General features: G+C 72.8%; 13 protein-coding genes and 1 riboswitch. Of the genes, 12 read left to right on the forward strand and 1 reads right to left on the reverse strand.

Annotated elements, in window-relative coordinates; translation table 11 throughout:
- The first annotated feature begins 65 nt into the window (after positions 1–65).
- The 7 genes from ACN9MS_RS06175 to ACN9MS_RS06205 all read left to right on the forward strand — a co-directional run bounded on the left by ACN9MS_RS06175 (position 66) and on the right by ACN9MS_RS06205 (position 16,354).
- Complete coding sequence (locus ACN9MS_RS06175; protein ID WP_426311155.1) at positions 66–1,052, forward strand: malate dehydrogenase; 987 nt, start codon at positions 66–68, stop codon at positions 1,050–1,052.
- A 136-nt stretch (positions 1,053–1,188) separates the two neighbouring features.
- Complete coding sequence (locus ACN9MS_RS06180; RefSeq protein WP_426311156.1) at positions 1,189–4,830, forward strand: ATP-binding cassette domain-containing protein; 3,642 nt, start codon at positions 1,189–1,191, stop codon at positions 4,828–4,830.
- A gap of 279 nt (positions 4,831–5,109) precedes the next feature.
- Positions 5,110–11,301, forward strand: coding sequence for a pullulanase-type alpha-1,6-glucosidase (gene pulA, locus ACN9MS_RS06185; protein ID WP_426311157.1), 6,192 nt, complete (start codon positions 5,110–5,112; stop codon positions 11,299–11,301).
- A 153-nt stretch (positions 11,302–11,454) separates the two neighbouring features.
- Positions 11,455–11,937, forward strand: coding sequence for a GNAT family N-acetyltransferase (locus ACN9MS_RS06190; RefSeq protein WP_426311841.1), 483 nt, complete (start codon positions 11,455–11,457; stop codon positions 11,935–11,937).
- Positions 11,938–12,260: 323 nt separating this feature from the next.
- Positions 12,261–13,820, forward strand: coding sequence for a multiple monosaccharide ABC transporter ATP-binding protein (mmsA, locus tag ACN9MS_RS06195; protein WP_426311158.1), 1,560 nt, complete (start codon positions 12,261–12,263; stop codon positions 13,818–13,820).
- Between the two features lie 51 nt (positions 13,821–13,871).
- A complete protein-coding gene (mmsB, locus tag ACN9MS_RS06200; RefSeq protein ID WP_047234069.1) occupies positions 13,872–15,161 on the forward strand; it encodes a multiple monosaccharide ABC transporter permease in 1,290 nt (429 codons plus the stop codon).
- 83 nt (positions 15,162–15,244) lie between these two features.
- Entirely contained in the window at positions 15,245–16,354 is a 1,110-nt protein-coding gene (locus ACN9MS_RS06205) for a substrate-binding domain-containing protein (protein ID WP_378234461.1), read from the forward strand.
- A gap of 138 nt (positions 16,355–16,492) precedes the next feature.
- Here ACN9MS_RS06205 and purU read toward each other — a convergent pair whose 3' ends face one another.
- Positions 16,493–17,413 carry a formyltetrahydrofolate deformylase gene (gene purU, locus ACN9MS_RS06210; RefSeq protein WP_426311159.1) on the reverse strand — a complete coding sequence of 307 codons (921 nt, stop codon included), beginning with the start codon at positions 17,411–17,413 and terminating at the stop codon, positions 16,493–16,495.
- 107 nt (positions 17,414–17,520) lie between these two features.
- Between purU and ACN9MS_RS06215 the strand changes: the two genes are divergently transcribed.
- From ACN9MS_RS06215 to ACN9MS_RS06235, 5 genes are all read left to right on the forward strand, one after another.
- On the forward strand, positions 17,521–18,039 hold the full coding sequence (locus tag ACN9MS_RS06215) for a GNAT family N-acetyltransferase (RefSeq protein WP_378234459.1): 519 nt from the start codon (positions 17,521–17,523) through the stop codon (positions 18,037–18,039).
- Positions 18,040–18,108: 69 nt separating this feature from the next.
- Positions 18,109–18,219: riboswitch (ZMP/ZTP riboswitch) on the forward strand.
- A gap of 81 nt (positions 18,220–18,300) precedes the next feature.
- Positions 18,301–19,590, forward strand: coding sequence for a serine hydroxymethyltransferase (glyA, locus tag ACN9MS_RS06220; RefSeq protein WP_426311160.1), 1,290 nt, complete (start codon positions 18,301–18,303; stop codon positions 19,588–19,590).
- Positions 19,587–20,468 carry a bifunctional methylenetetrahydrofolate dehydrogenase/methenyltetrahydrofolate cyclohydrolase gene (locus ACN9MS_RS06225; protein ID WP_426311161.1) on the forward strand — a complete coding sequence of 294 codons (882 nt, stop codon included), beginning with the start codon at positions 19,587–19,589 and terminating at the stop codon, positions 20,466–20,468. The genes glyA and ACN9MS_RS06225 overlap by 4 nt, the downstream gene beginning before the upstream one ends.
- An 84-nt stretch (positions 20,469–20,552) precedes the next feature.
- Positions 20,553–21,875 carry an MFS transporter gene (locus ACN9MS_RS06230; RefSeq protein WP_426311162.1) on the forward strand — a complete coding sequence of 441 codons (1,323 nt, stop codon included), beginning with the start codon at positions 20,553–20,555 and terminating at the stop codon, positions 21,873–21,875.
- Positions 21,876–21,976: 101 nt separating this feature from the next.
- On the forward strand, positions 21,977–22,780 hold the full coding sequence (locus ACN9MS_RS06235) for an exodeoxyribonuclease III (RefSeq protein WP_426311163.1): 804 nt from the start codon (positions 21,977–21,979) through the stop codon (positions 22,778–22,780).
- The last annotated feature ends 18 nt before the right edge of the window (positions 22,781–22,798 follow it).

Raw genomic sequence — 22,798 nt, forward strand, 5'->3', positions numbered from 1 at the left:
TCGCCGTCGTCGTCTCCGGTCGCCGTCGGGCTTCCGAGCGGTTCGCGTTGTGGGAGAGTGAGCGCATGACTTCCCCCGTGAACGTGACGGTGACCGGCGCTGCCGGTCAGATCGGCTACGCACTGCTCTTCCGTATCGCGTCGGGCCAGATGCTCGGCACCGACACCCCCGTGCGCCTGCGCCTCCTGGAGATCCCGCAGGGCGTCAAGGCCGCGGAGGGCACCGCGATGGAGCTCGACGACTGCGCCTTCCCGCTGCTCGCGGGCATCGACATCTTCGACGACCCGACGGCCGCGTTCGAGGGGACGAACGTCGCGCTGCTCGTGGGCGCGCGACCGCGCGGGCCGGGCATGGAGCGTGGCGACCTGCTCGAGGCGAACGGCGGCATCTTCAAGCCTCAGGGCCAGGCGATCAACGCGGGCGCGGCGGACGACGTCCGCGTCCTGGTCGTCGGCAACCCGGCGAACACGAACGCGCTCATCGCGGCGTCGAACGCGCCGGACGTGCCGAAGGACCGGTTCACCGCGATGACGCGCCTGGACCACAACCGCGCGCTGACGCAGGTGGCCAAGAAGGCGGGCGTGCCGGTCTCGGAGGTGCGCAAGGTGACGATCTGGGGCAACCACTCGGCGACGCAGTACCCGGACATCTTCCAGGCGGACGTCGCGGGGACCCCGGGCACGCGGCTCGCGGAGGACCGCGAGTGGCTCGAGGGCACGTTCATCCCGACGGTCGCCAAGCGCGGCGCGGCGATCATCGACGCGCGCGGCGCGTCGTCGGCGGCGTCGGCCGCGAACGCGGCGATCGACCACGTGCGCGACTGGGTCCACGGCACGCCGGAGGGCGACTGGACGAGCGCCGGAGTCGTGTCCGACGGGTCGTACGGCGTCCCGACGGGCCTCATCTCGTCGTTCCCGGTGGTCTCGCGCGACGGGTCGTGGGAGATCGTTCAGGGCCTCGAGCTGTCGGAGTTCTCGCGCGGGCGCGTCGACGCGTCGGTCGCGGAGCTTCAGGAGGAGCGGCAGGCCGTGGAGCAGCTCGGGCTCGTCTGAGTCCTGTCCCGGTCCCGCGGTCTGACCGCGGGACCGGGACGGTGCGGGGGGCAGCGGTGCAGGGTGTTCGCGGGTGGCGACCACGGTGGAAAAACCCTGCGTCGGCGTGGGTGACGCGCCGTAGGGTCGACGGGCCATGATCGACGCCACCCTGCCGACCGAGCAGCCCCCGAACCCCCCGACCGCCCCGGACACCACCACGACGGCGCGTGCGTCGCGCGCGCCCGTCGACCCCGCCCGTCGTCTGGACTGGCGGCGGCTGCGCGGGCCGCTGGCCGTCGTCGCGCTCGTCGCGCTCACGCTCGGTGCGGTCGGTGCCGCGCTCGGGACCGTCATCGCGGGCTGGCTCGCCGACGACCCGACGACGGCGACGCTCCAGCTCCTCGCTGCCTGCGTCGTCGGCGCGGCGCTGCTCGACACCGTGGGCCAGGTCGTGTGGGCCGGGGTCGTGGACCGCGCCGAGGGCCGGCTGCGCGGCGACCTGCTCACGGCGGCCCTGCACCAGCCGCTCGCCACGCTCACGGAGCAGGCGGTCGGCGAGGTGCTCGACCGCGTCGACGACGACACGCACGCGGTCGGCACGCTGGTGCGCCGCCAGCTCTGGGGCGCGGGGCGCACGGTCGTCGGCGTCCTGCCGATGTGGGTCGTCGCGGGCCTCACGTGGTGGCCCGCCTGGATCCTCTTCCCGGTGCTCGGCGCCCTGGCCGCCGTGATCGTGCGGCCCATGCTCGGAGAGATCGCGCGCCGCAAGGTGATCGAGGAGGCGGCCTGGACGGACCACGCCGCCGCGTTCGAGGAGTCGGTCGCCGCGCGCGACGACCTGCGCACGAGCCTCGGCCAGTCGTTCGCGGTGCGGCGCCTCGCCGAGCGCTCGGCCGCCGTCCACCGGAAGTTCGAGGCCGTGCTCGTCGTCGAGTCGCGCATGCTCCGGCGCGCGGGCCTCGTGCTCGCGTCGCTGCTCGCCGGTGTCGCCGTCGCGGGCGCCGCGCTCGCCGCGGACGGCGACCTGGGCGTCGACCGCCTCGTCACCCTGTTCCTCGTGACGGCGATGTTCGTCGGGCAGGTCGACAACCTGGTCCACCACCTCCCGGACATCCAGGAGGGCATCGGGGCGCTCACGCGCATCCGGCAGATGCTCGCGGTCGAGCCCGAGCCGACGGGCGGGCGCACGCTGCCGACCGGACCGGTCGGGATCGAGCTGCGCGACCTCCACTTCTCCTACGCCGAGGGCACGTTCGCGCTCGACGGCGTGAGCCTGCGGGTGCCCGCGGGCGAGACGGTCGCGCTCGTGGGGCGGACGGGGTCGGGCAAGTCGACCCTGGCGTCGCTGCTGTCGCGCGCGGTCGAGCCGCCCCGCGGCACGGTGCTCGTCGGCGGCGTGGACGTGCGCGACCTGGACCTCCAGGCGCTGCGTGCCGCGGTGGGGGTCGTGACGCAGCGGACCGAGATCCTCGCGGGCACGCTCGCCGAGAACGTCGCGCTCTTCGCCGACGTGCCGCGCGCCGACGTCGAGGCCGCCGTGCGCGAGCTCCGGCTCGACGACTGGGTCGCGGGACTCCCCGACGGGCTGGACACGCTGCTGGGCCCGGGCGGGACGTCGCTCTCGGCGGGGGAGGAGCAGCTCGTCGCGTTCGCGCGGCTGCTCGTCCGCGACGTGCAGGTCGTCGTGCTCGACGAGGCGACCGCGCGCATGGACCCGCTCACGGAGGCGCGCGTCGTCGCGGCCTCGGAGCGGCTGCTCGCCGGGCGCACGGGCGTGCTCGTCGCGCACCGCCTGACGACGATCGAGCGCGCCGGGCTGCTCGCGGTCCTCGACCACGGGCGGGTCGTGCAGCAGGGTGAGCGGGCGGCGCTCGCCCGCGTCGCGGGCCCGTACCGCGACCTCCTCGCGGCGAGCGTCGCCGAGGAGGCCGCGACCGACGCCATCGGCACGCGCGCCGGTACGGGCGCCGACCTGCTCGACGGTGCCGACGCATCCGGCGGACCCGACGGGTCAGGTGTCCCGGAGGGCGTCGAGACCTCGGGCCAGGACCGTGCCGCGGAGGCGGTCGGGGGTCGCCGACGGCGGGGCGAACCGCCGGCCCTCGCGGACCCCGGTGACGGGCCCAGCCTCGCGCGCGGGGTGCTGCACGCGCTGTTCGTGCGCCCCGCGTGGGGCGTCGTGGGCGCCCTGCTGTTCCTGGCGACGAGCCTCGTGTCGGCGCAGGGTGCCGTCACGGGCTTCCTCTGGGGCCGCGCGGTGCAGGACCTGGACGAGGGCTTCCCGGCGCGGCTGCTCGTGCCGCTCGCCGTGCTCCTCGTCCTCGCGCCGCTGTGCCTCGCCTGGGCGCTGTACGTCTACCCGCGCTGGTGGGTCGAGGTGCTGCTGCGCGTGCGCATGGCCGTCATGGCCGGCCAGACGCGCCAGCACCGGCTCACGGCGACGCCCCCGGGCGAGGTGGTCGCGCGCGCCATGGACGCCGACCGCTTCGTCCGGTACGCGGACCGGTGGGTCGACTTCGTCAACGGCCTCGTCATCGCGGGGGTCACGGCGCTGCTCAGCGGGTCGTGGCTCGCGGGCGCGGTGCTGCTCGCGGTGATGGTCGTGTCCGCGGCGGCCTCGGCGCTCGGGCGCCCGATCGCCGGCCGGTCGGCCACGCGGTCGTCCGCGGCGCGTGCTCGGTTCGGGCGTGCGCTGGTCTCGGCGCTCGACTCGGCGCGCACGGTCAAGCTCGCCGCGCGGACGCCGCAGGTGCACGCGCACCTGCGCGACGTCGACGGGGGCCGCGTGCGGGCCGCGATCTTCGAGCACCGGGTGCAGGCCGCGCTCGACGGTGTCCCGCTCGTCATGATCCAGCTCGGCGTCGTCGCGGCGTGGGCGGGGCTGCTGACCGGCACGTGGGACCTCGCGACGGCGCTCCTGGTCGCCAACGCGGTGACCGGCTTCGGCTGGTTCGGCGTGGTCGCGGGGGCGGTCGTGACGGAGGCGCCCGGCACGCGCTCGTGGCAGCGGGCCACGAGCCGGTTCGCCGCGGGCACGGACCTCATGGACCTGCCGCCCGGCGTCGACCTCCTCACGGGCGAGGCACCCGTGCCCGACCCGGGCCCGCGCCGGCCGCTCGAGCGGCTCGAGCTGGCCGACGTCACCGCGCTGCACGACGACGGCACGATCGGCGTCCAGGGCGTCGATCTCGCGGTGCGCCGCGGTGAGCTCGTCCTCCTGCTCGGGCAGGTCGGGGCGGGCAAGTCGAGCCTGCTCTCGGCGTTGTCGGGCCTCATGGAGCACACGGGCCACATCCGGTGGAACGGGACCGACGTCGTCGACGCCCAGACGTTCCTGCGGCCGGGGCAGGTCGCCCACGTGGCGCAGGTCCCACGCGTGCTCTCGGGGTCGTTCGCGGACAACGTGCGGCTCGGGCACGAGCGCGACGTGCACGGACCGGTCGCGGCCGCGCGCCTGGAGCGCGACGTCGTCGAGGCCGGGGGCCACGAGGCCCTGGTGGGGCACCGCGGCGTCCGGCTCTCGGGCGGCCAGGTGCAGCGGCTCGCCCTCGCGCGGGCGCTCGCGACCGACGCCGAGCTCCTCCTCGCCGACGACGTCTCGAGCGCGCTCGACGCGGCGACGGAGATCGAGCTGTGGACCTCGCTCCGGGAGCGCGGGACCACGGTGATCGGCGCGACGTCGAAGCGGGCCGCGCTCGCGCGCGCGGACCGCGTCGTCGTGCTCGACGAGGGCCGGGTCGCCGAGGTCGGGCCGTGGCGCGACCTCGCGCCACGGTGGGGTCACCTCGCGGGCTGACCTCCTTCTCCCGCCGAACCCGGGGCCTCTCCTCACCGGACACGTTCCGTGAGGAGCGACCCCGGGTTCGGCGTCTTCAGGAGGCGGTGCAGCAGAGGTGCGCGCGGACTGGTTACCGAACCTTGCTGCAACTTTCTGCAAGCAGTACAGTTCGGCTCAGCCGTACGCTGAGAAGCCGCGGTCGACGTCGCCCGCTGTCGGTCTCCGTCGTCCGCGTCCACCGGTTCGTGCCAGCTCATGCCTGCGGCCCCGCACCAGCCACCGGACGAGGGAGTCCTCATGACCTCCACGCCGCGACGTCGCCGCGTCCCGCGCACACCGTCGCCCCACCCATCCGACCCTCCGGCCCGTCGCTCGCGCGGGTCCCGTACGACGGCGTCGGTCACCGCCGTCGCGCTCGCCACCTCCGGCCTGGCGGGCGTCACGCTCGCCGCGCTCGCCACCCCCGCGGCGGGGGCCGACGAGCGCACGCTCGCTCTCGTGGGCGACCTCCAGTCCGAGCTCGGCTGCTCGGCCGACTGGGACCCCGCGTGCGACGCGACCGAGCTCGCGCCCACCGACGCCGCGGGCGTGTGGTCCGCCGACTTCGACCTACCCGCCGGGACGTACCAGTACAAGGTCGCGTTCGACGACGCCTGGGACGAGGCGTACGGCCGCGACGGCGGCCAGGACGACGCGCCGCTCGTGCTCGGCGGCGACGCGACCGTCCGCGTCACGTTCGACGAGGCGACGCACCGCATCGCCCTCACGCCGCTCGGGCTCGCCGGCGGCTACGACGAGGCCCAGGACGCCGACCTCGTGGTGCCGCCCGTGCGCCAGCCCGGGTCGGACGAGCGCTTCTACTTCGTCATGACGGACCGGTTCGCCAACGGCGACCCGTCGAACGACACCGCCGGGCTCGGCGACGACCCCCTCGCCTCCGGGTACGACCCGACGAACAAGGGCTTCTACCAGGGCGGCGACATCGCGGGTCTGCGGCAGAACCTCGACTACGTCGAGGGCCTGGGCACGACGGCGATCTGGCTCACGCCGTCGTTCAAGAACCAGCCGGTCCAGGGCACCGGCGCCGACGCCTCCGCGGGCTACCACGGCTACTGGATCACCGACTTCACGCAGATCGACCCGCACCTCGGCACCAACGCCGAGCTCGAGGCGCTCATCGACGAGGCGCACGACCGCGGCATCAAGGTCTACTTCGACATCATCACGAACCACACGGCCGACGTGATCGACTACGAGGAGAAGCAGTACTCGTACGTCGACCAGGCCACGTCGCCGTACCGCGACGCCGAGGGCACCGTGTTCGACCCGGCGGACCACGCGGGCACCGGCGACTTCCCGGCGCTGGACGCCGCGACGTCGTTCCCGTACACGCCGGTGGTCCCCGCGGGCAAGGAGGACCTCAAGGTCCCGGCCTGGCTCAACGACCCGACGCTCTACCACAACCGGGGCAACTCGACGTGGACCGGGGAGTCGGTGACGTACGGGGACTTCGACGGCCTCGACGACCTCATGACGGAGCACCCGACGGTCGTCGACGGGTTCGTCGACGTCTACCAGGACTGGATCGACCTCGGCATCGACGGCTTCCGCATCGACACCGTCAAGCACGTGAACTTCGAGTTCTGGGAGACGTGGACCACCGAGGTCCTCGACTACGCGCACGCGCAGGGCAAGGACGACTTCTTCATGTTCGGCGAGGTGTACGACGCCGACGCGGCGAAGCTCTCGCCCTACGTGCGCAAGACCGACATGAGCTCGACGCTCGACTTCACGTTCCAGTCCGCCGCGACGAGCTTCGCGAGCGGCAACAGCGCCAAGGGCCTCGCGTCGCTCTTCGCGAGCGACGACATGTACACGACGCCCACGACGAACGCGCAGGCGCTGCCCACGTTCCTCGGCAACCACGACATGGGCCGCGTGGGGTACATGCTCGCGAGCACCGACGACCCGCTCGCGCGCGACGAGCTCGCGCACGACCTCATGTACCTGACCCGCGGGCAGCCGGTCGTGTACTACGGCGACGAGCAGGGCTTCGCCGGGAAGGGCGGCGACAAGGACGCGCGCCAGACCCTGTTCGCGACGCAGGTCGACGAGTACGCCGACCAGCCGCTCGTCACGGGCGAGCAGGCCGGCAGCGTCGACCGCTTCGGCACCGACGCGCCGCTCTACGGCCACATCGCCGAGCTCGCCGCGCTGCGCGAGGCGCACCCGGCGCTCGCCGACGGCGCCCAGGTGGAGCGCTACGTCGAGAACGGCGCGGGTGTGTACGCCTTCAGCCGCGTGGACCGTACCGAGAGGGTCGAGTACCTCGTCGCGCTGAACAACGCGGCCGAGGAGCGCTCGGCGACGTTCACGACCCTCACGCCGGGAGCCTCGTACGAGGCGCTCTACGGCGGCTCGGCCCAGCCCGTCACGGCGGACGCCGAGGGCACCGTCACGCTGGCCGTTCCGGCGACGGGCACGGTCGTGCTGCGGGCCGACCGCGAGGTCGGCGCGGACTCGTCGGGCGAGATCGCCCTCACCGTGCCGCGCGCCGGGGGAGCGGTCACCGGGGTCGCGCCCGTGACGGCCACGGTCGACGCCGACGCGTGGGCCGAGACGTCGTTCGCGTGGCGCGAGGTCGGGAGCGCCGAGTGGCACCCGCTCGGCACCGCGGAGGACACGGCGCCGCGCGTCTTCCACGACGTCGCGGGCCTGGCCGAGGGCACCCTGGTCGAGTACCGCGCCGTGACGACCGACGCCGACGGCGACCGCGCCGCCGCGTCGACGTTCGCGAGCGTCGGGCTCGACGTCAGCGGGGCCGTGGGCGAGGAGCCCGAGCCCGAGATCGACCTCGTGACCGTGCCCGGGAGCCACAACGCGGCCATGGGCTGCGCGGGCGACTGGGCCCCGGCGTGCGAGGCCGCGGAGCTCACCCAGCGCGCTGACGGCGTCTACGCGGGCACGTTCGACGTCCCGGCCGGGACGTACGAGTACAAGGTCGCGCTCAACGGGTCGTGGACCGTCAACTACGGCGTCGGCGGCGTACAGGACGGTGGCAACGCGACGTACACGACGACCGGCGGCCCGGTCACGTTCTACTGGGACCCGGTGAGCAAGGACTTCTCGAGCACCGCTCAGGGCCCGATCGTCACGCTGCCGGGCTCCTTCCAGGACCAGGTCGGCTGCCCCGCCTCGTGGGCGCCCGACTGCCTCGCGTCCTGGCTCAAGGACCCCGACGGCGACGGCACCTACACCTGGTCGACCGACCGACTCGCGGCCGGCGCGTACGAGGGCAAGGTCGCGCACGGCCTGAGCTGGGCCGAGAACTACGGGGTGGGCGGCGCGCCCGACGGCGCGAACTACCAGTTCTCCGTGGGCGACGGCGAGAACGTCACGTTCTCCTACGACCTCGCGACCCACGTCCTGACCATCGAGGTGGCGAACCCACCGCTGCCGGGGACCGGTCAGCAGGCGGCGCACTGGGTGCGCGAGGGCGTCGTCGCGTGGCCGGGCGACCTCGGCACGGGCGAGGAGTGGACCCTGTGGTCCGCCCCCGAGGGCGGGCTCTCGGTCACCCCGGGCGCCGCCGACGGCGAGGTGCAGGCTCCGGAGGGCACGGCGTCGTACACGCTCGAGGTGGACCCGGCGGGCCTGCCCGACGACGTCGCCGCCGAGTTCCCGGCGCTCGCCGGGCACACGGCGCTGCGCGTGCTCGACGACGGCGAGCCGCTCGACCGCGCCGCGGCCGAGGCTGCGCTCACCGGCCAGCTCCTCGTGACCCGGGCCGACGACGGCGTCCTTACGGCCGCGACCGGCGTCCAGGTGCCGGGCGTCGTCGACGACCTGTTCGCGCAGGACGCGGCCGAGCGCGAGCTCGGCGTCTCGTGGCACGCCAACGGCAAGTGGGCGTCGTTCGCGCTGTGGGCGCCGACGGCGAAGGCCGTCTCGGTGCTCGCCTGGCCCGCGGGGGCGTCGCTCGACGACGACCCGCGCCGGTTCGAGGCCGCGCGCCGGTCCGACGGCACGTGGACGCTCGACGGTAAGGCAGCCGACAAGAAGCTCGGCGGCGCGGACGTCGGCTGGAAGGGCACGCGCTACCTCTACGAGGTGCGGGTCTACGTCCCGAGCACGGGGAAGGTCGAGACGAACGTCGTCACCGACCCGTACTCGGTGGGGCTCACCCTCGACTCCACGCACTCGGTGGCCGTCGACCTCGACGACCCCGCGTTCCGCCCGAGCGCCTGGGAAGGCACGCCCGCCCCGGTCGTCGAGCGCGCGGTGGACCAGACGATCTACGAGCTGCACGTGCGCGACTTCTCGATCTCCGACGAGACGGTCCCCGCCGAGCGGCGCGGCACCTACCTCGCGTTCGCCGAGAAGGACTCGGCCGGGATGACGCACCTGCGCGAGCTCGCGGACGCGGGCCTCACCACGGTGCACCTCCTCCCGACGTTCGACATCGCGTCGATCCCCGAGGACCGTGCCGCCCAGAAGACGACGGGCGACCTCTCCGGGCTCGCTCCCGACTCGACCGAGCAGCAGGCCGCGGTCGCGGCGGTGCAGGCGCAGGACGGTTTCAACTGGGGCTACGACCCGTGGCACTTCAGCACCCCGGAGGGGTCGTACGCCGTCGACGCGGACGGCGGCGCGCGCGTCGCGGAGTTCCGCACCATGGTCGGGTCGCTCCACGGGGCGGGGCTCCAGGTCGTGCTCGACCAGGTGTTCAACCACACCGCGGCGAGCGGCCAGGACGCGAAGTCGGTCCTCGACAAGGTCGTACCGGGCTACTACCACCGGCAGAACCCGACCACCGGCTCCGTCGAGACGAGCACGTGCTGCGAGAACGTCGCGACCGAGCACGCGATGGCGGGCAAGCTCATGGTCGACTCGGTCGTCACGTGGGCGAAGGACTACCGTGTCGACGGGTTCCGCTTCGACCTCATGGGTCACCACTCGAAGCAGAACATGCTCGACGTCCGGGCCGCGCTCGACGAGCTCACGCTCGCCGAGGACGGCGTCGACGGGAAGTCCGTCTACCTGTACGGCGAGGGCTGGGACTTCGGCGAGGTCGCGGGCAACGCGCTGTTCGAGCAGGCCACGCAGGGTCAGCTCGGCGGCACGGGCATCGGGACGTTCTCCGACCGGCTGCGGGACGCCGTGCACGGCGGCTCGCCCGTCGACGGCGCGTCCACGTTCACCCAGGGCTTCGGCACCGGGCTCGCGACGGACCCGAACGGGCAGCCCGCCCGGGCGGGGGAGCCGGGGACCGTGAACGACGGCTCCGCGGACGAGCTCGCCGACCTCGGCCACCAGACCGACCTCGTGCGCCTCGGGCTCGCCGGCAACCTGCGCGACTACACGCTCGTCACGTCGACGGGCGAGGAGAAGCGCGGCGACGAGATCGACTACCGCGGGGCACCGGCCGGCTACGCCGACTCGCCCGAGGAGGTCGTGACGTACGTCGACGCGCACGACAACGAGACATTGTTCGACCTGCTCACGCTCAAGCTCCCGGCCGACACGCCGATGGACGAGCGCGTGCGGATGAACACGGTCTCGCTCGCGACCGCGGCGCTCTCCCAGACGCCGTCGTTCTGGCACGCGGGCACGGACCTGCTGCGGTCGAAGTCGCTCGACCGCAACAGCTACGACTCGGGCGACTGGTTCAACGCGATCGACTGGACCGGCCAGGACAACGGGTTCGGCAACGGACTGCCGATGGCCGCCGACAACGAGGACAAGTGGCCGCTCATGGCCCCGCTCCTCGCGGACCCGGCGCTCGAGCCGTCGCCCGACGACATCGCCACCGCGTCGGCACAGGCGGAGGACCTCCTGCGGCTGCGGCACTCGACCGAGCTCTTCCGGCTCGGCGACGCGGACCTCATCCGGGAGAAGGTCACCTTCCCGGGCGCCGGTCCGGAGCAGGCGCCGGGCGTCGTCGCGATGTCGGTGGACGACACCGTCGGTGCCGACGTCGACCCCGCGCTCGACGGGCTGCTCGCCGTCTTCAACGCCTCGCCGGACGAGGTCACCGTCCCGCTGTCCGCGTTGGCGGGCCGCGAGTACGTGCTCTCGCCGGTCCAGGCCGAGGGGAGCGACGCCGTCGTGCGGGGCACCACGTGGGACGCGGCCTCCGGGACCGTCACGGTCCCGGCGCGCACCGTCGCGGTGCTCGTCGAGCCGCAGGGGGGCGGCGAGCTGCCCGTCTCCGTCGAGGTGCAGCCCCGCTGCCTCGCGGGCAAGGCCTACGTCGCCGTCCGCGCGACGAACGACGGCGCCGTCCCCGTGGACCTGACGCTCTCCACGCCGTTCGGCGAGAAGGCGTTCACGAAGGTCGCGGCCGGGAAGAACGCCTACCAGTCGTTCGCGACGCGGGCGAAGACCGTCGCGGCGGGGGAGGCCGTCGTCACGGCCACCGCGGTGGTCGACGGCGAGGAGGTCACCTCGACCTTCACCGTCGAGCACGAGGGGGTCACCTGCTCCTGAACGGGGGAGCGTCGTCCTGATCCTCCACCCGCCGACCATGCGGTCGTCGCCCGTCCTGGCCTCAGGACGGGCGACGACCGCATGCTCGTCCGGCCTCGGGCCAGGCCGCGATGGCTCGTCCCGCGGCTGGTACGGTCACGGACCGTGAGCAGCATGTCCTGGACCGGCCCCGGCCCGATTGCGGGTCTCTCGTTCCGTACGGCCGTGGCGGCCGACCTGCCGCGGGTGGTCGCGCTCATCGCGGACGACGCCATAGCCCGCGCCCGGACGGGGGAGGTCGGTCCCGAGCACGAGGCGGCGTTCGCGGCGATCGACGCCGACGCGAACAACGAGCTGGTCGTGGTCGAGCTCGACGGAGAGGTCGTCGGCACGATGCAGCTCACCGTGATCCCGGGGATCTCCCGGCGCGGGGCGTCTCGGCTCCTCGTCGAGGCGGTCCGCGTCGACCGCGGTCTCCGCGGGCAGGGCGTCGGCCGCGCGATGATGACGTGGGCGCACGCCTGGGGCGTCGCGCGAGGCTGCACGCTGGCCCAGCTCACGTCCGACAAGCAGCGGGCCGACGCCCACCGGTTCTACCGGTCGCTCGGCTACGAGCAGTCGCACGAGGGCTTCAAGCTCCCTCTGCTCCGCGCGTAGCGCGGGCGGGACTCGCACCCCTTTCGACTTCCACCGCCGGAGCGTGCTGTTAGCGCTGTCACACCGCGGGAGCGCTCTCGCGACTTCATAGCCTGACTTCATGGGAGCGCTATCGCGATGTTTGCGCTCACATCGCCACGAAACAGACAGCGCTGTCAGGACTTAGGTCGCTGTTTGGTCACGGTTCTGGCGATCCTTGCGTTCAGGAGTTGACGCCAAGAACGTGACCGGCATAGCGTCAGGCCCGCTCGGGCGGCGCTGAGGGTGTCCGGGTACGCGGCGCGTCGGTGCGCGGCGAGCTGTCCTCGGCAGGAGGAGGTCCGATGACGGACGAGCGCGTGATCCTCGAGATGCGAGGCATCACCAAGGAGTTCCCGGGCGTGCGCGCCCTCGACGACGTGAACCTGCGGGTGCGAGCCGGCGAGATCCACGCGATCTGCGGCGAGAACGGCGCCGGCAAGTCGACGCTCATGAAGGTGCTCTCGGGCGTGTACCCGCACGGGACGTACTCGGGCGACATCTACTACGACGGCGCGGAGGTCCAGTTCAAGGACATCCGGTCGAGCGAGCACGCGGGGATCGTCATCATCCACCAGGAGCTCGCCCTCATCCCTGAGCTCTCGATCACCGAGAACATCTTCCTCGGGAACGAGGTCAAGGGTGCGTTCGGCATCGACTGGGGCGCGGCCCGCCAGCGCGCCGAGGAGCTCATGGCGCGCGTCGGGCTCCAGGAGTCGCCCGACGCCCAGATCAAGAGCATCGGCGTCGGCAAGCAGCAGCTCGTCGAGATCGCCCGCGCGCTCGCCAAGGACGTGCGCCTGCTCATCCTCGACGAGCCGACGTCCGCGCTCAACGAGGAGGACTCGGAGCACCTGCTCGACCTGCTGCGCGGACTGCGGTCCAAGGGCCTGACGAGCATCATGATCTCCCACAAGCTCAACGAGATCGAGGAGGTCGCCGACTCGATCACGATCATCCGCGACGGCCGCTCGATCGAGACGCTCGACGTGGAGAACGACGCCGTCGACGAGGACCGCATCATCCGCGGCATGGTCGGCCGCTCGCTCGAGTCGCGCTTCCCGGCCCACACGCCCTCGATCGGCGAGACGTTCTTCGAGGTCGAGGGCTGGACCGTGGAGCACCCCGAGGTGCCGGGCCGCTACGTGTGCAAGGGCTCGACGTTCCACGTCCGCCGCGGCGAGATCGTCGGTTTCGCCGGGATCATGGGCGCCGGCCGCACCGAGCTCGCGCGGTCGCTCTTCGGGCGGTCGTACGGGCGCTACAAGTCCGGCGTCGTGCGCATCGACGGCCGCGAGGTGTCCATGCCCACGGTGCTCTCGGCCATCGAGAACCGGATCGCCTACGTCCCCGAGGACCGCAAGGCGCTGGGGCTGAACCTGCTCGACACGATCCTCGGCACGATCCAGGCGGCGAACCTGCCGCGCATCGCGAAGGCGGGCGTCATCGACCAGGACGCGGCGTTCGTCGCGGCCGAGTCGTACCGCAAGGCGTTCTCCATCAAGGCGCCGAGCGTGCACGAGGGCGTCGCCAAGCTCTCGGGCGGCAACCAGCAGAAGGTCCTGCTCGCCAAGTGGATGTACACCGAGCCGGAGCTCCTCATCCTCGACGAGCCGACACGCGGCATCGACGTGGGCGCCAAGTACGAGATCTACGGCCTGGTCCAGAAGCTCGCCGACGCGGGCCGCGGCGTGGTGGTCATCTCGTCCGAGCTGCCCGAGCTCCTCGGTCTGTGCGACCGCATCTACACCGTCTTCGAGGGGCGGATCACGGGCGAGGTCCCCGGATCGGAGGCGACCCAGGAGGGGCTCATGCGCCTCATGACCGGGACGCCCGGCGACGCACCCTCCGACGCCGCCGCCTGAGCGCGTCCCCCAACCAGCCACCGCATCGCAACCGAGAAGGAACCACCGACGATGTCGTCCATCAAGCAGCTGCTGAGCGGGGGAGCGCGCCAGTTCGGCATGCTCTTCGCGCTCCTCGCCCTGGTCATCTACTTCCAGATCGCCACGGGCGGGCGGGTCCTCACGCCGAGCAACGCGCAGAACCTGCTCAACGGCAACTCCTACATCCTCATCCTCGCGATCGGCATGGTCCTCGTGATCATCGCGGGCCACATCGACCTGTCGGTCGGGTCGGTGGCCGCCGTGACCGGCATCATCGTGGCCATCGCCATCCGGGACTGGGGCATCCCGTGGTGGCTAGGCATCCTCCTCGGGCTGTGCGTGGGCGCGGTCATCGGCGCCTGGCAGGGGTGGTGGGTGGCCTACGTCGGCATCCCGGGGTTCATCACGACCCTCGCCGGCATGATGCTCTTCCGCGGCCTCAACCAGTTCATCGGCAAGTCGAACACGGTGCCCGTGCCGCAGGAGCTCCAGACCCTCGGTGGCGGCTACCTGCCCGAGTGGGGGCCGAACACCGGCCTCAACAACTCGACGCTCCTGCTCGGCGTCCTGGCGATCGCGGCCGTCGTCTGGTCGGAGTTCCGCCGCCGCGCGAGCGCCCGCAAGCTCGGCGCCGAGCCGGTCCCGACCTCGGTCGCCGTGACGCGCGTCGTCCTCTTCAGCGCCGTGATCGCCTACCTCACGTACCTCTACGGCTCGGGCCGCGTCGGCACCTCGTTCCCGGTCCCGGCGCTCGTGCTGGTCCTGCTCGTCGTCGTGTACCAGTTCGTGGCGTCGCGGACCATCACCGGTCGCCACGTCTACGCGGTGGGCGGCAACCGGGCGGCGGCGGCGCTGTCCGGCGTGAACATCAAGCGCACCAACTTCTTCGTCATGATGAACATGTCGATCCTCGCGTCGCTGGCCGGGATGATCTTCATCGGCCGCTCGACGGCCTCCGGCCCGTTCGACGGAAACATGTGGGAGCTCGACGCGATCGCGGCCGTCTTCATCGGCGGGGCCGCGGTCTCCGGCGGCGTGGGCACCGTCGTCGGCTCGGTCATCGGTGGCCTCGTCATGGCCGTCCTCAACAACGGTCTCCAGCTCATGGGCGTCGGCTCCGACATGACCCAGATCATCAAGGGCCTCGTGCTCCTCATCGCGGTCGCGTTCGACGTCTACAACAAGGTGCAGGGGCGGCCGTCGATCATCGCGCTGATCTTCCCGTCGCGGCGCGACAAGGGCACCGGAGCCGTCACGGGCGCCGACGACGCCCAGCCGGAGGTGCCGGTCGAGGCCGGGGCCACCGCCGCCAAGGGCTGACCTGACCTGCCCCTCACGTCCCACCCACCGCACGACCCCCTGACCGCATCCGACGACGGATGCCCGACAAGAAAGTGGTACCCATGAAGAAGCTCACCACGACGCTCCTGGCGCTCACCGCCGCGAGCGCGCTCGTGCTCAGCGGCTGCTCCTCCGACCGCGGGGGCGACGCCGGTGGCGACTCCACCGGCGGCGGCGAGTCCGCGGCCGCCGGCTTCGAGGAGGGCGCGACCATCGGTGTCGCCCTCCCGCAGAAGACCTCGGAGAACTGGGTGCTCGCCGAGCAGCTGTTCAACGACGGGCTCACCGAGGCCGGCTTCAAGCCGATCGTCCAGTTCGCCAACGGCGGCGTCTCGGAGCAGCAGAGCCAGATCGACGCCATGGTCGAGCAGGGCGCGAAGGTCATCATCGTCGGCGCCATCGACGGGTCGCAGCTCGGGACCCAGCTCAAGAACGCGAAGGACAACGGCGCGACCGTCATCGCCTACGACCGTCTCGTGAAGAACACGGACGCCGTCGACGAGTACATCGCGTTCGACAACTACCAGGTCGGCGTGCTCCAGGGCGAGGCGCTGCTGCAGGGCCTCGCCGAGCGCAAGGGTGAGGGCCCGTACAACATCGAGCTCATCGCCGGCTCGCCCGACGACGCGAACTCGACGCCGTTCTTCGAGGGCGCCATGAGCGTGCTCGACCCGAAGATCGAGGACGGGACGCTCGTCGTCCCGTCCGGCCAGACGTCGTTCGAGCAGGTCGCGACGCAGGGCTGGAAGGCCGAGAACGCGCAGAAGCGCATGGACACCGTGCTCTCGGGTAGCTACTCCGACAAGGAGATCGACGGCGTCCTGTCGCCGAACGACACGCTCGCCCGCGCGGCGCTCACGTCGGCCAAGCAGGCCGGCAAGGAGACCCCGGTCATCACCGGCCAGGACTCCGAGGTCGAGTCGGTCAAGTCGATCGTCGCGGGTGAGCAGTACTCGACGATCTACAAGGACACGCGCAAGCTCGTCGAGGAGTCGATCAACGCGGTGAAGGCGCTCCAGGCGGGCGAGGAGCCGGAGATCAACGACACGGAGTCCTACGACAACGGCGTCAAGGTCGTCCCGGCCTTCCTGCTCGAGCCGGTCATCGTCACGCAGGAGAACGCGGCCGAGGTCTACGCGGGTGACCCCACCCTCGAGGAGCTCACCAAGTGACCCGTTCGCGCTGAGCGACCGGGAGGCGACGGCGTACCGGCACGCCGCCGCGCGACGACCCCCGTCACGTCCTCGGACGTGGCGGGGGTCGCCGTCGTGCAGGGGGAGGTGCCGGTGAGCCCGGCGTGAGCCCGCGGCTCAGCGGAAGACGACGGTGCGGTGCCCGTCGAGGAGAACACGGTGCTCCGCGTGCCAGCGCACGGCCCGCGCGAGCGTCTGGCGCTCGACGTCCTCGCCGATCGCGACGAGGTCCTCGACGCGGCGCGAGTGGTCGACGCGCTCGACGTCCTGCTCGATGATCGGGCCCTCGTCGAGGTCGCCCGTCACGTAGTGCGACGTGGCCCCGATGAGCTTGACGCCGCGGTCGTGCGCCTGGGCGTACGGGCGTGCGCCCTTGAAGCTCGGCAGGAACGAGTGGTGGATGTTGATGATGCGACCGGGCATCTCGCGGCACAGCTCGTCCGAGAGGATCTGCATGTAGCGCGCGAGGACGACGAGCTCGACGTCGAGCTCGGCGACGAGCCCGCGCAGGCGTGCCTCGGCGTCGGCCTTGGTGTCGCGCGTGACGGGCACGTGGTGGAACGGCTTGCCGTAGAACGTCGCGATGTCCTCGAGGTCCCGATGGTTGCCGACGACGCCGACGACCTCGATCGGCATGCCCTGGGAGCGCTCGCGGTACAGCAGGTCGACGAGGCAGTGCGGTGCCTTGGAGACCATGAGCAGCGTGCGGATGCGGCGCCCGACGACGTCGAGCTGCCACGTCATGGCGAACCGGGCAGCGACCTCCTCGACCGCGCGCTCCAGCTCGGCGCGCTCCGCGGCCGCCGTGACCTGCACGCGCATGAAGAACAGCCCCGAGAGCGGGTCGCCGAACTGCTGCGACTCCGTGATGTTGCCGCCGAGCCGAGCGAGGGCCCCGGCGACGGCGTGCACGATCCCCGGCCCGTCCGGGCACGAGAGCGTGAGGACCCAGTGCGTGGGGTCGCCGGTCGGGGGCTGCGCGGTGCGGAGCGCCGAGGTGTCGGGGACGTCGGCGCCACGGGGATCTGTCGTGGACACCCCTCAGAGGGTAGCCGCGTCCCGGCGGTGCCGGGGCCGCCGTCCGGCAGCCTGACATCACCCGGACACGCGCGGTCGCGCCGCGCGATGTCTGACACGATGTCTTCATGAACGACGCGCAGATCACGACCCGCCTCGTCGACGACGCCGAGGCCGGTGAGCTCCTGACCCTGCGGCGGGCGGCGTTCGTCACCGAGGCGCAGCTCTACCAGGACCCCAACATCCCCCCGCTGACCCAGACCCTCCACGAGCTGCGCGAGGACCTCGCGCGCGAGGACGTCGTGACGATCGGGGCGTGGCTCGGCCCGCGCCTGGTCGGCTCGGTCCGCGTCGAGATCGAGGACAGCAAGGCGACGCTCGGCCGGCTCGCGGTCGCGCCGGACATGCAGGGCCGCGGCATCGGGACGCAGATGCTCTTCGAGGTGCTGCCCTACCTGCCCGAGCAGACGTCGGAGATCTGGGTCTTCACGGGCAAGGACTCCAAGCAGAACCTCGCGATGTACACCAAGCACGGGTACGAGGAGCAGTACGACAAGGCCGCCGGCGACCTCACCTACACCTACCTGCGCCGCATCCTCGGCGAGGCCGAGGCGCGCAACGAGTCCGACGCCGTCGGCCAGGAGTAGCCGGGCAGGAGCAGGCGAGGCCGGACCCGGGCGAGAGCCCGGGACCCGGCGACGGGCCGTGCGCTAGGATCGACGCGTCGCGACTGGCGCCGCCCGGTGGAACTCCGCCCGGGCAGGGTGGATCACCACCGGGGAGCGACACGCTGTGCAGACGACGGGTCGTTCGCCTGGGCCCCGGGTCACCCCCTGGTGGGGCGTACCCGGCGAGCCGGGAACGTGACCACCGACGACACACTGCCAAGCACCCGCGGAGGAGACGCCATGAGCGCCCAGCCAGCCGACAACGTCCTCGACACCCCGCTCGCCGAGCTCGACCCCGAGATCGCGGCCGTCCTCGACGGGGAGCTCGCGCGCCAGCGCGACACCCTCGAGATGATCGCGTCCGAGAACTTCGTCCCGCGCGCCGTCCTGCAGGCGCAGGGCTCCGTGCTCACCAACAAGTACGCCGAGGGCTACCCGGGCCGCCGCTACTACGGCGGCTGCGAGCAGGTCGACGTCGCGGAGAACCTCGCGATCGCCCGCGCCAAGGACCTGTTCGGTGCCGAGCACGCCAACGTCCAGCCGCACTCGGGCGCCACGGCCAACGCCGCCGTGCTGCACGCGCTCATCAACAAGGGCGACAAGATCCTCGGCCTCGAGCTGGCCCACGGCGGCCACCTCACGCACGGCATGAAGATCAACTTCTCCGGCAAGCTCTACGACGTCGCGGCGTACGGCGTGGACCCGCAGTCGTACCGCATCGAGATGGACGAGGTGCGCAAGCAGGCCCTCGAGACGCGCCCCGACGTCATCATCGGCGGCTGGTCCGCCTACCCGCGCCACCTCGACTTCGCGGCGTTCCGCGAGATCGCCGACGAGGTCGGCGCCAAGCTCTGGGTGGACATGGCGCACTTCGCGGGCCTCGTGGCCGCGGGTCTGCACCCGTCCCCGGTGCCGTACGCGGACGTCGTCTCCTCCACGGTGCACAAGACGATCGGCGGCCCGCGCTCCGGCTTCATCCTGAGCAAGGAGGAGTACGCCAAGAAGATCGACTCCGCCGTGTTCCCGGGCCAGCAGGGTGGCCCGCTCATGCACGTCGTCGCCGCCAAGGCCGTGTCGTTCAAGATCGCCGGCACGGACGACTTCCGCGACCGCCAGGAGCGCACGCTGCGCGGCGCGAGCATCATCGCCGACCGCCTCGCCCAGGCCGACGTGGCCCAGGCCGGCGTCTCCGTCCTCACGGGCGGCACCGACGTCCACCTCGTGCTCGTCGACCTGCGCCACTCCGCGCTCGACGGCCAGCAGGCCGAGGACCTCCTGCACGAGGTCGGCATCACCGTGAACCGCAACGCGGTGCCGTTCGACCCGCGCCCCCCGCGCGTCACGTCCGGCCTGCGCATCGGCACGCCCGCGCTCGCGACGCGCGGCTTCGGCGACGCCGAGTTCACCGAGGTCGCCGAGATCATCGCGACCGCACTCCGCGAGGGTGCCGCGACCGACGCCGACGCCCTGCGCGCCCGCGTGCAGAAGCTCACGGCCGACTTCCCGCTCTACCCGGGCCTCCACCAGTGAGCGCACAGCTCCTCGACGGCAAGGCGACGGCCGCCACCATCAAGGCCGAGCTCAAGGACCGCCTCGCGGTCCTCGCCGGGAAGGGCGTCGTGCCCGGCCTGGGCACGCTCCTGGTCGGCGACGACCCGGGCTCGCAGTGGTACGTCGCGGGCAAGCACCGCGACTGCGCCGAGGTCGGCCTGTCCTCGATCCGCGAGGACCTGCCCGGCGACGCGACGCAGGAGGAGATCGAGGCCGCCGTCCGCCGCCTCAACGAGGACCCCGCCTGCACGGGGTACATCGTGCAGCTCCCGCTCCCGAAGGGCATCGACACCAACCGCGTGCTCGAGCTCATCGACCCGGCCAAGGACGCGGACGGGCTGCACCCGACCAACCTCGGGCGCCTCGTCCTGCGCGTCAACGAGGAGGTCACCTCGCCGCTCCCGTGCACGCCGCGCGGGATCATCGAGCTCATCGAGCGGCACGGGATCTCCCTCGCGGGCAAGGAGGTCGTGGTCGTGGGGCGCGGCGTGACCGTCGGCCGCTCGATCGGCCTGCTGCTCACGCGCCGCGCCGTCAACGCGACCGTGACGCTCACGCACACCGGGACGACGGACCTCGCGGACCTCGTCCGCCGCGCCGACGTCGTCGTCGCGGCCGCGGGCGTCCAGGGCATCGTCACGCGCGACATGGTCAAGCCGGGAGCCGTCGTCATCGACGTCGGCGTCTCGCGCGAGGTCGACCCCGAGACCGGCAAGAGCCGCGTCGTCGGGGACGCAGCGCCCGACGTCGCCGAGGTCGCGGGCTGGATCTCGCCGAACCCCGGCGGGGTCGGGCCCATGACGCGCGCGATGCTCCTCGCGAACGTCGTCGACGCGGCGGAGCGCGCCTCCGCCTGACCTCCTCCCAGGGCGCGGCCGTGGACCACCACGGCCGCGCCCTGCGGCATTCCCGGGGCGACCCGCAGGCGCTAGTCTGCGCGGGTGACGAGGGCGCGCATCGCGACGACGGCGGCGTACGCCGTGCAGGGCTTCGGGTTCGCCGTGGTGCTCACCAGCATCCCCGGGTACAAGGAACGGCTCGGCATGGGCGACGACGTCGTCACGCTCGTCGTGCTGGGCGTGTGCGTCTTCGCCGGGCTGGGCAGCGCGCTGTCGGGCGTGGTCGCGGCCGTCCGCGGTGCGCGCGCCGTGGTCGTGGGCGGTCTGCTGCTCGCCGCCGTCGCGGTCGCGGGCGTCGGGCTCGCGCCGTCCTGGCCCCTGTTCTTCGTGGCGATCGGGCTGTACGGGCTCGCGCTCGGAGCGGTCGACGCGGCGATGAACATGCTCGGGATCGACGTCGAGCGCGCGCACGGCCGCAGCCTGCTCGCGTCGTTCTACGCGGCCAACGCCGCCGGGGGCGTGCTGGGCGCGCTCGCCGTCTCGGGCAGCGCGCTCGTCGGGCTCGACCAGCCGGTCGCGCTCCCGCTCGTGGCGCTCCTCGTGGCCGCGGGCGCCGTCTGGCTCGCGCTGCGTCTGCCTGACGGCGCCACGACCGTCCCGGGTGCGGTGGCCCCGGGCGGGACTCCGGGCCCGGAGCGGCCGACCGAGGCGGGCCCGGCGGCGGTCGGAGTGGTGGGCGACGGTCGCGGCACGGCGCCGCTCGGGACCGTGACATGGGTCGCGGCGGGCACGATCGCGCTGCTCGGCGCGGGGATGCTCGCGTTCCCTGTCGCCGACTCGGCCGTGTCCAGCTGGAGCGCGACGTTCCTGCGCGACGTCCTCGCGGCGAGCGCAGCCGCCGCACCCCTGGGGTACGCGGCGTACCAGGCAGCGCTCATCGTGTCGCGGCTCGTGGGAGACGGCCTCGTCGAGCGTCTCGGCCGGGTGCGGGTCGTGCGCCTGGGCGGCGCACTGGGCGCCCTGGGCTTCGTCGCGGTGGCAGCGGCACCCGCCTGGCCCGTCGCGGTGCTCGGGCTGGCGGCGACCGGGCTCGGGCTCGGCGTCGTCGCGCCGCTCGCGTTCTCCGCGATCGGGGACCGCGCCCGCGAGGCGGTGGCGGCCGGCACGGGCACGGAGTCGGCGGAGCCGCCGGCCGGGATCGTCGCGACCGTCACGGACCGCGCGGTCGCGCGCCTCAACGTCTTCACCTACGCGGGCGCCGTGCTCGGCGGCGTGCTCACGGGCGTCTTCGCGACCGCCCATCATCTCCGGGTCGGGTTCGTCGTCCTCGCCGTGCTCGCCGCCGTGTCGGCGGTGCTCGCCGGCGCGTTCCGGCCCGCCCGCGTCGCCCCCGTGAGCGTGAGCGAGGCCACGCCGCCCGCGTGACGCCGGGGACCCGTCCTGTCGGTGGCGTGTGATGGGATGGCCGGCGTGCCGCGACCGTCTGGCGGCCGCGCGCCACCGTCATCGAGGGAGGACGAGCCCACTTGCTCACCATCGCCACCGCCAACGTCAACGGGATCCGCGCCGCGTATCGCCGCGGGATGGACACCTGGATCGCGTCCCGCACGCCCGACGTCCTGCTGCTCCAGGAGGTCCGCGCCCCCGACTCGGTCGTGAACGACCTCCTCGACGGGTGGCACGTCGCGCACCAGGCGTGCGACCTCAAGGGCCGGGCCGGCGTCGCCGTCGCGTCACGGCTGCCCGTGTCCGCCGTGCGCGTCGGGCTGGGCGCCGGGGAGCCGGAGCCGCCCGTCGACACGGGCCGCTGGGTCGAGGCGGACCTCGAGCTGCCCGACGGCGGTCGCCTCACCGTGGTCTCCGCGTACATCCACTCCGGCACCGTGAGCCAGCCGGAGACGATGGTCGCGAAGTACGCCTACCTCGAGAAGGTCACGGCACGCCTCCGCGAGCTCGCGGCCACGGGGGAGAAGGTCCTGCTCGCGGGCGACCTCAACATCGCCCACCACAACGTCGACATCAAGAACTGGAAGGGCAACCTCAAGAGCGCGGGCTTCCTCCCGGAGGAGCGCGCATACGTCGACGTCTGGCTCGACCAGGTCGGCCTCGTCGACCTCGGCCGCGTCCACGGCGGCGAGGGCCCCGGCCCGTTCACGTGGTGGTCGTGGCGCGGGCGCGCGTTCGACAACGACTCGGGCTGGCGCATCGACTACCAGCTCGCGACGCCGTCGCTCGCCGAGCGCGCAGTCAAGGTCGAGGTCGACCGTGCGCCGACGCACGACGAGCGCTGGAGCGACCACGCGCCGCTGGTCGTCACCTACGACGTCTGAGACGTTCCGCCCCGTCGA

This window comes from Cellulosimicrobium sp. E-16, from assembly GCF_049913115.1.
Classification (GTDB): Bacteria; Actinomycetota; Actinomycetes; order Actinomycetales; family Cellulomonadaceae; genus Cellulosimicrobium.

Bases quoted from the DNA above. Each gene is read 5' to 3' on its own strand.
- ACN9MS_RS06190 (WP_426311841.1), top strand. From the start codon at position 11,455: ATGTCCTGGACCGGCCCCGGCCCGATTGCGGGTCTCTCGTTCCGTACG.
- pulA (WP_426311157.1), top strand. From the start codon at position 5,110: ATGACCTCCACGCCGCGACGTCGCCGCGTCCCGCGCACACCGTCGCCC.
- ACN9MS_RS06215 (WP_378234459.1), top strand. From the start codon at position 17,521: ATGAACGACGCGCAGATCACGACCCGCCTCGTCGACGACGCCGAGGCC.
- glyA (WP_426311160.1), top strand. From the start codon at position 18,301: ATGAGCGCCCAGCCAGCCGACAACGTCCTCGACACCCCGCTCGCCGAG.
- ACN9MS_RS06180 (WP_426311156.1), top strand. From the start codon at position 1,189: ATGATCGACGCCACCCTGCCGACCGAGCAGCCCCCGAACCCCCCGACC.
- mmsB (WP_047234069.1), top strand. From the start codon at position 13,872: ATGTCGTCCATCAAGCAGCTGCTGAGCGGGGGAGCGCGCCAGTTCGGC.
- ACN9MS_RS06175 (WP_426311155.1), top strand. From the start codon at position 66: ATGACTTCCCCCGTGAACGTGACGGTGACCGGCGCTGCCGGTCAGATC.
- mmsA (WP_426311158.1), top strand. From the start codon at position 12,261: ATGACGGACGAGCGCGTGATCCTCGAGATGCGAGGCATCACCAAGGAG.
- ACN9MS_RS06205 (WP_378234461.1), top strand. From the start codon at position 15,245: ATGAAGAAGCTCACCACGACGCTCCTGGCGCTCACCGCCGCGAGCGCG.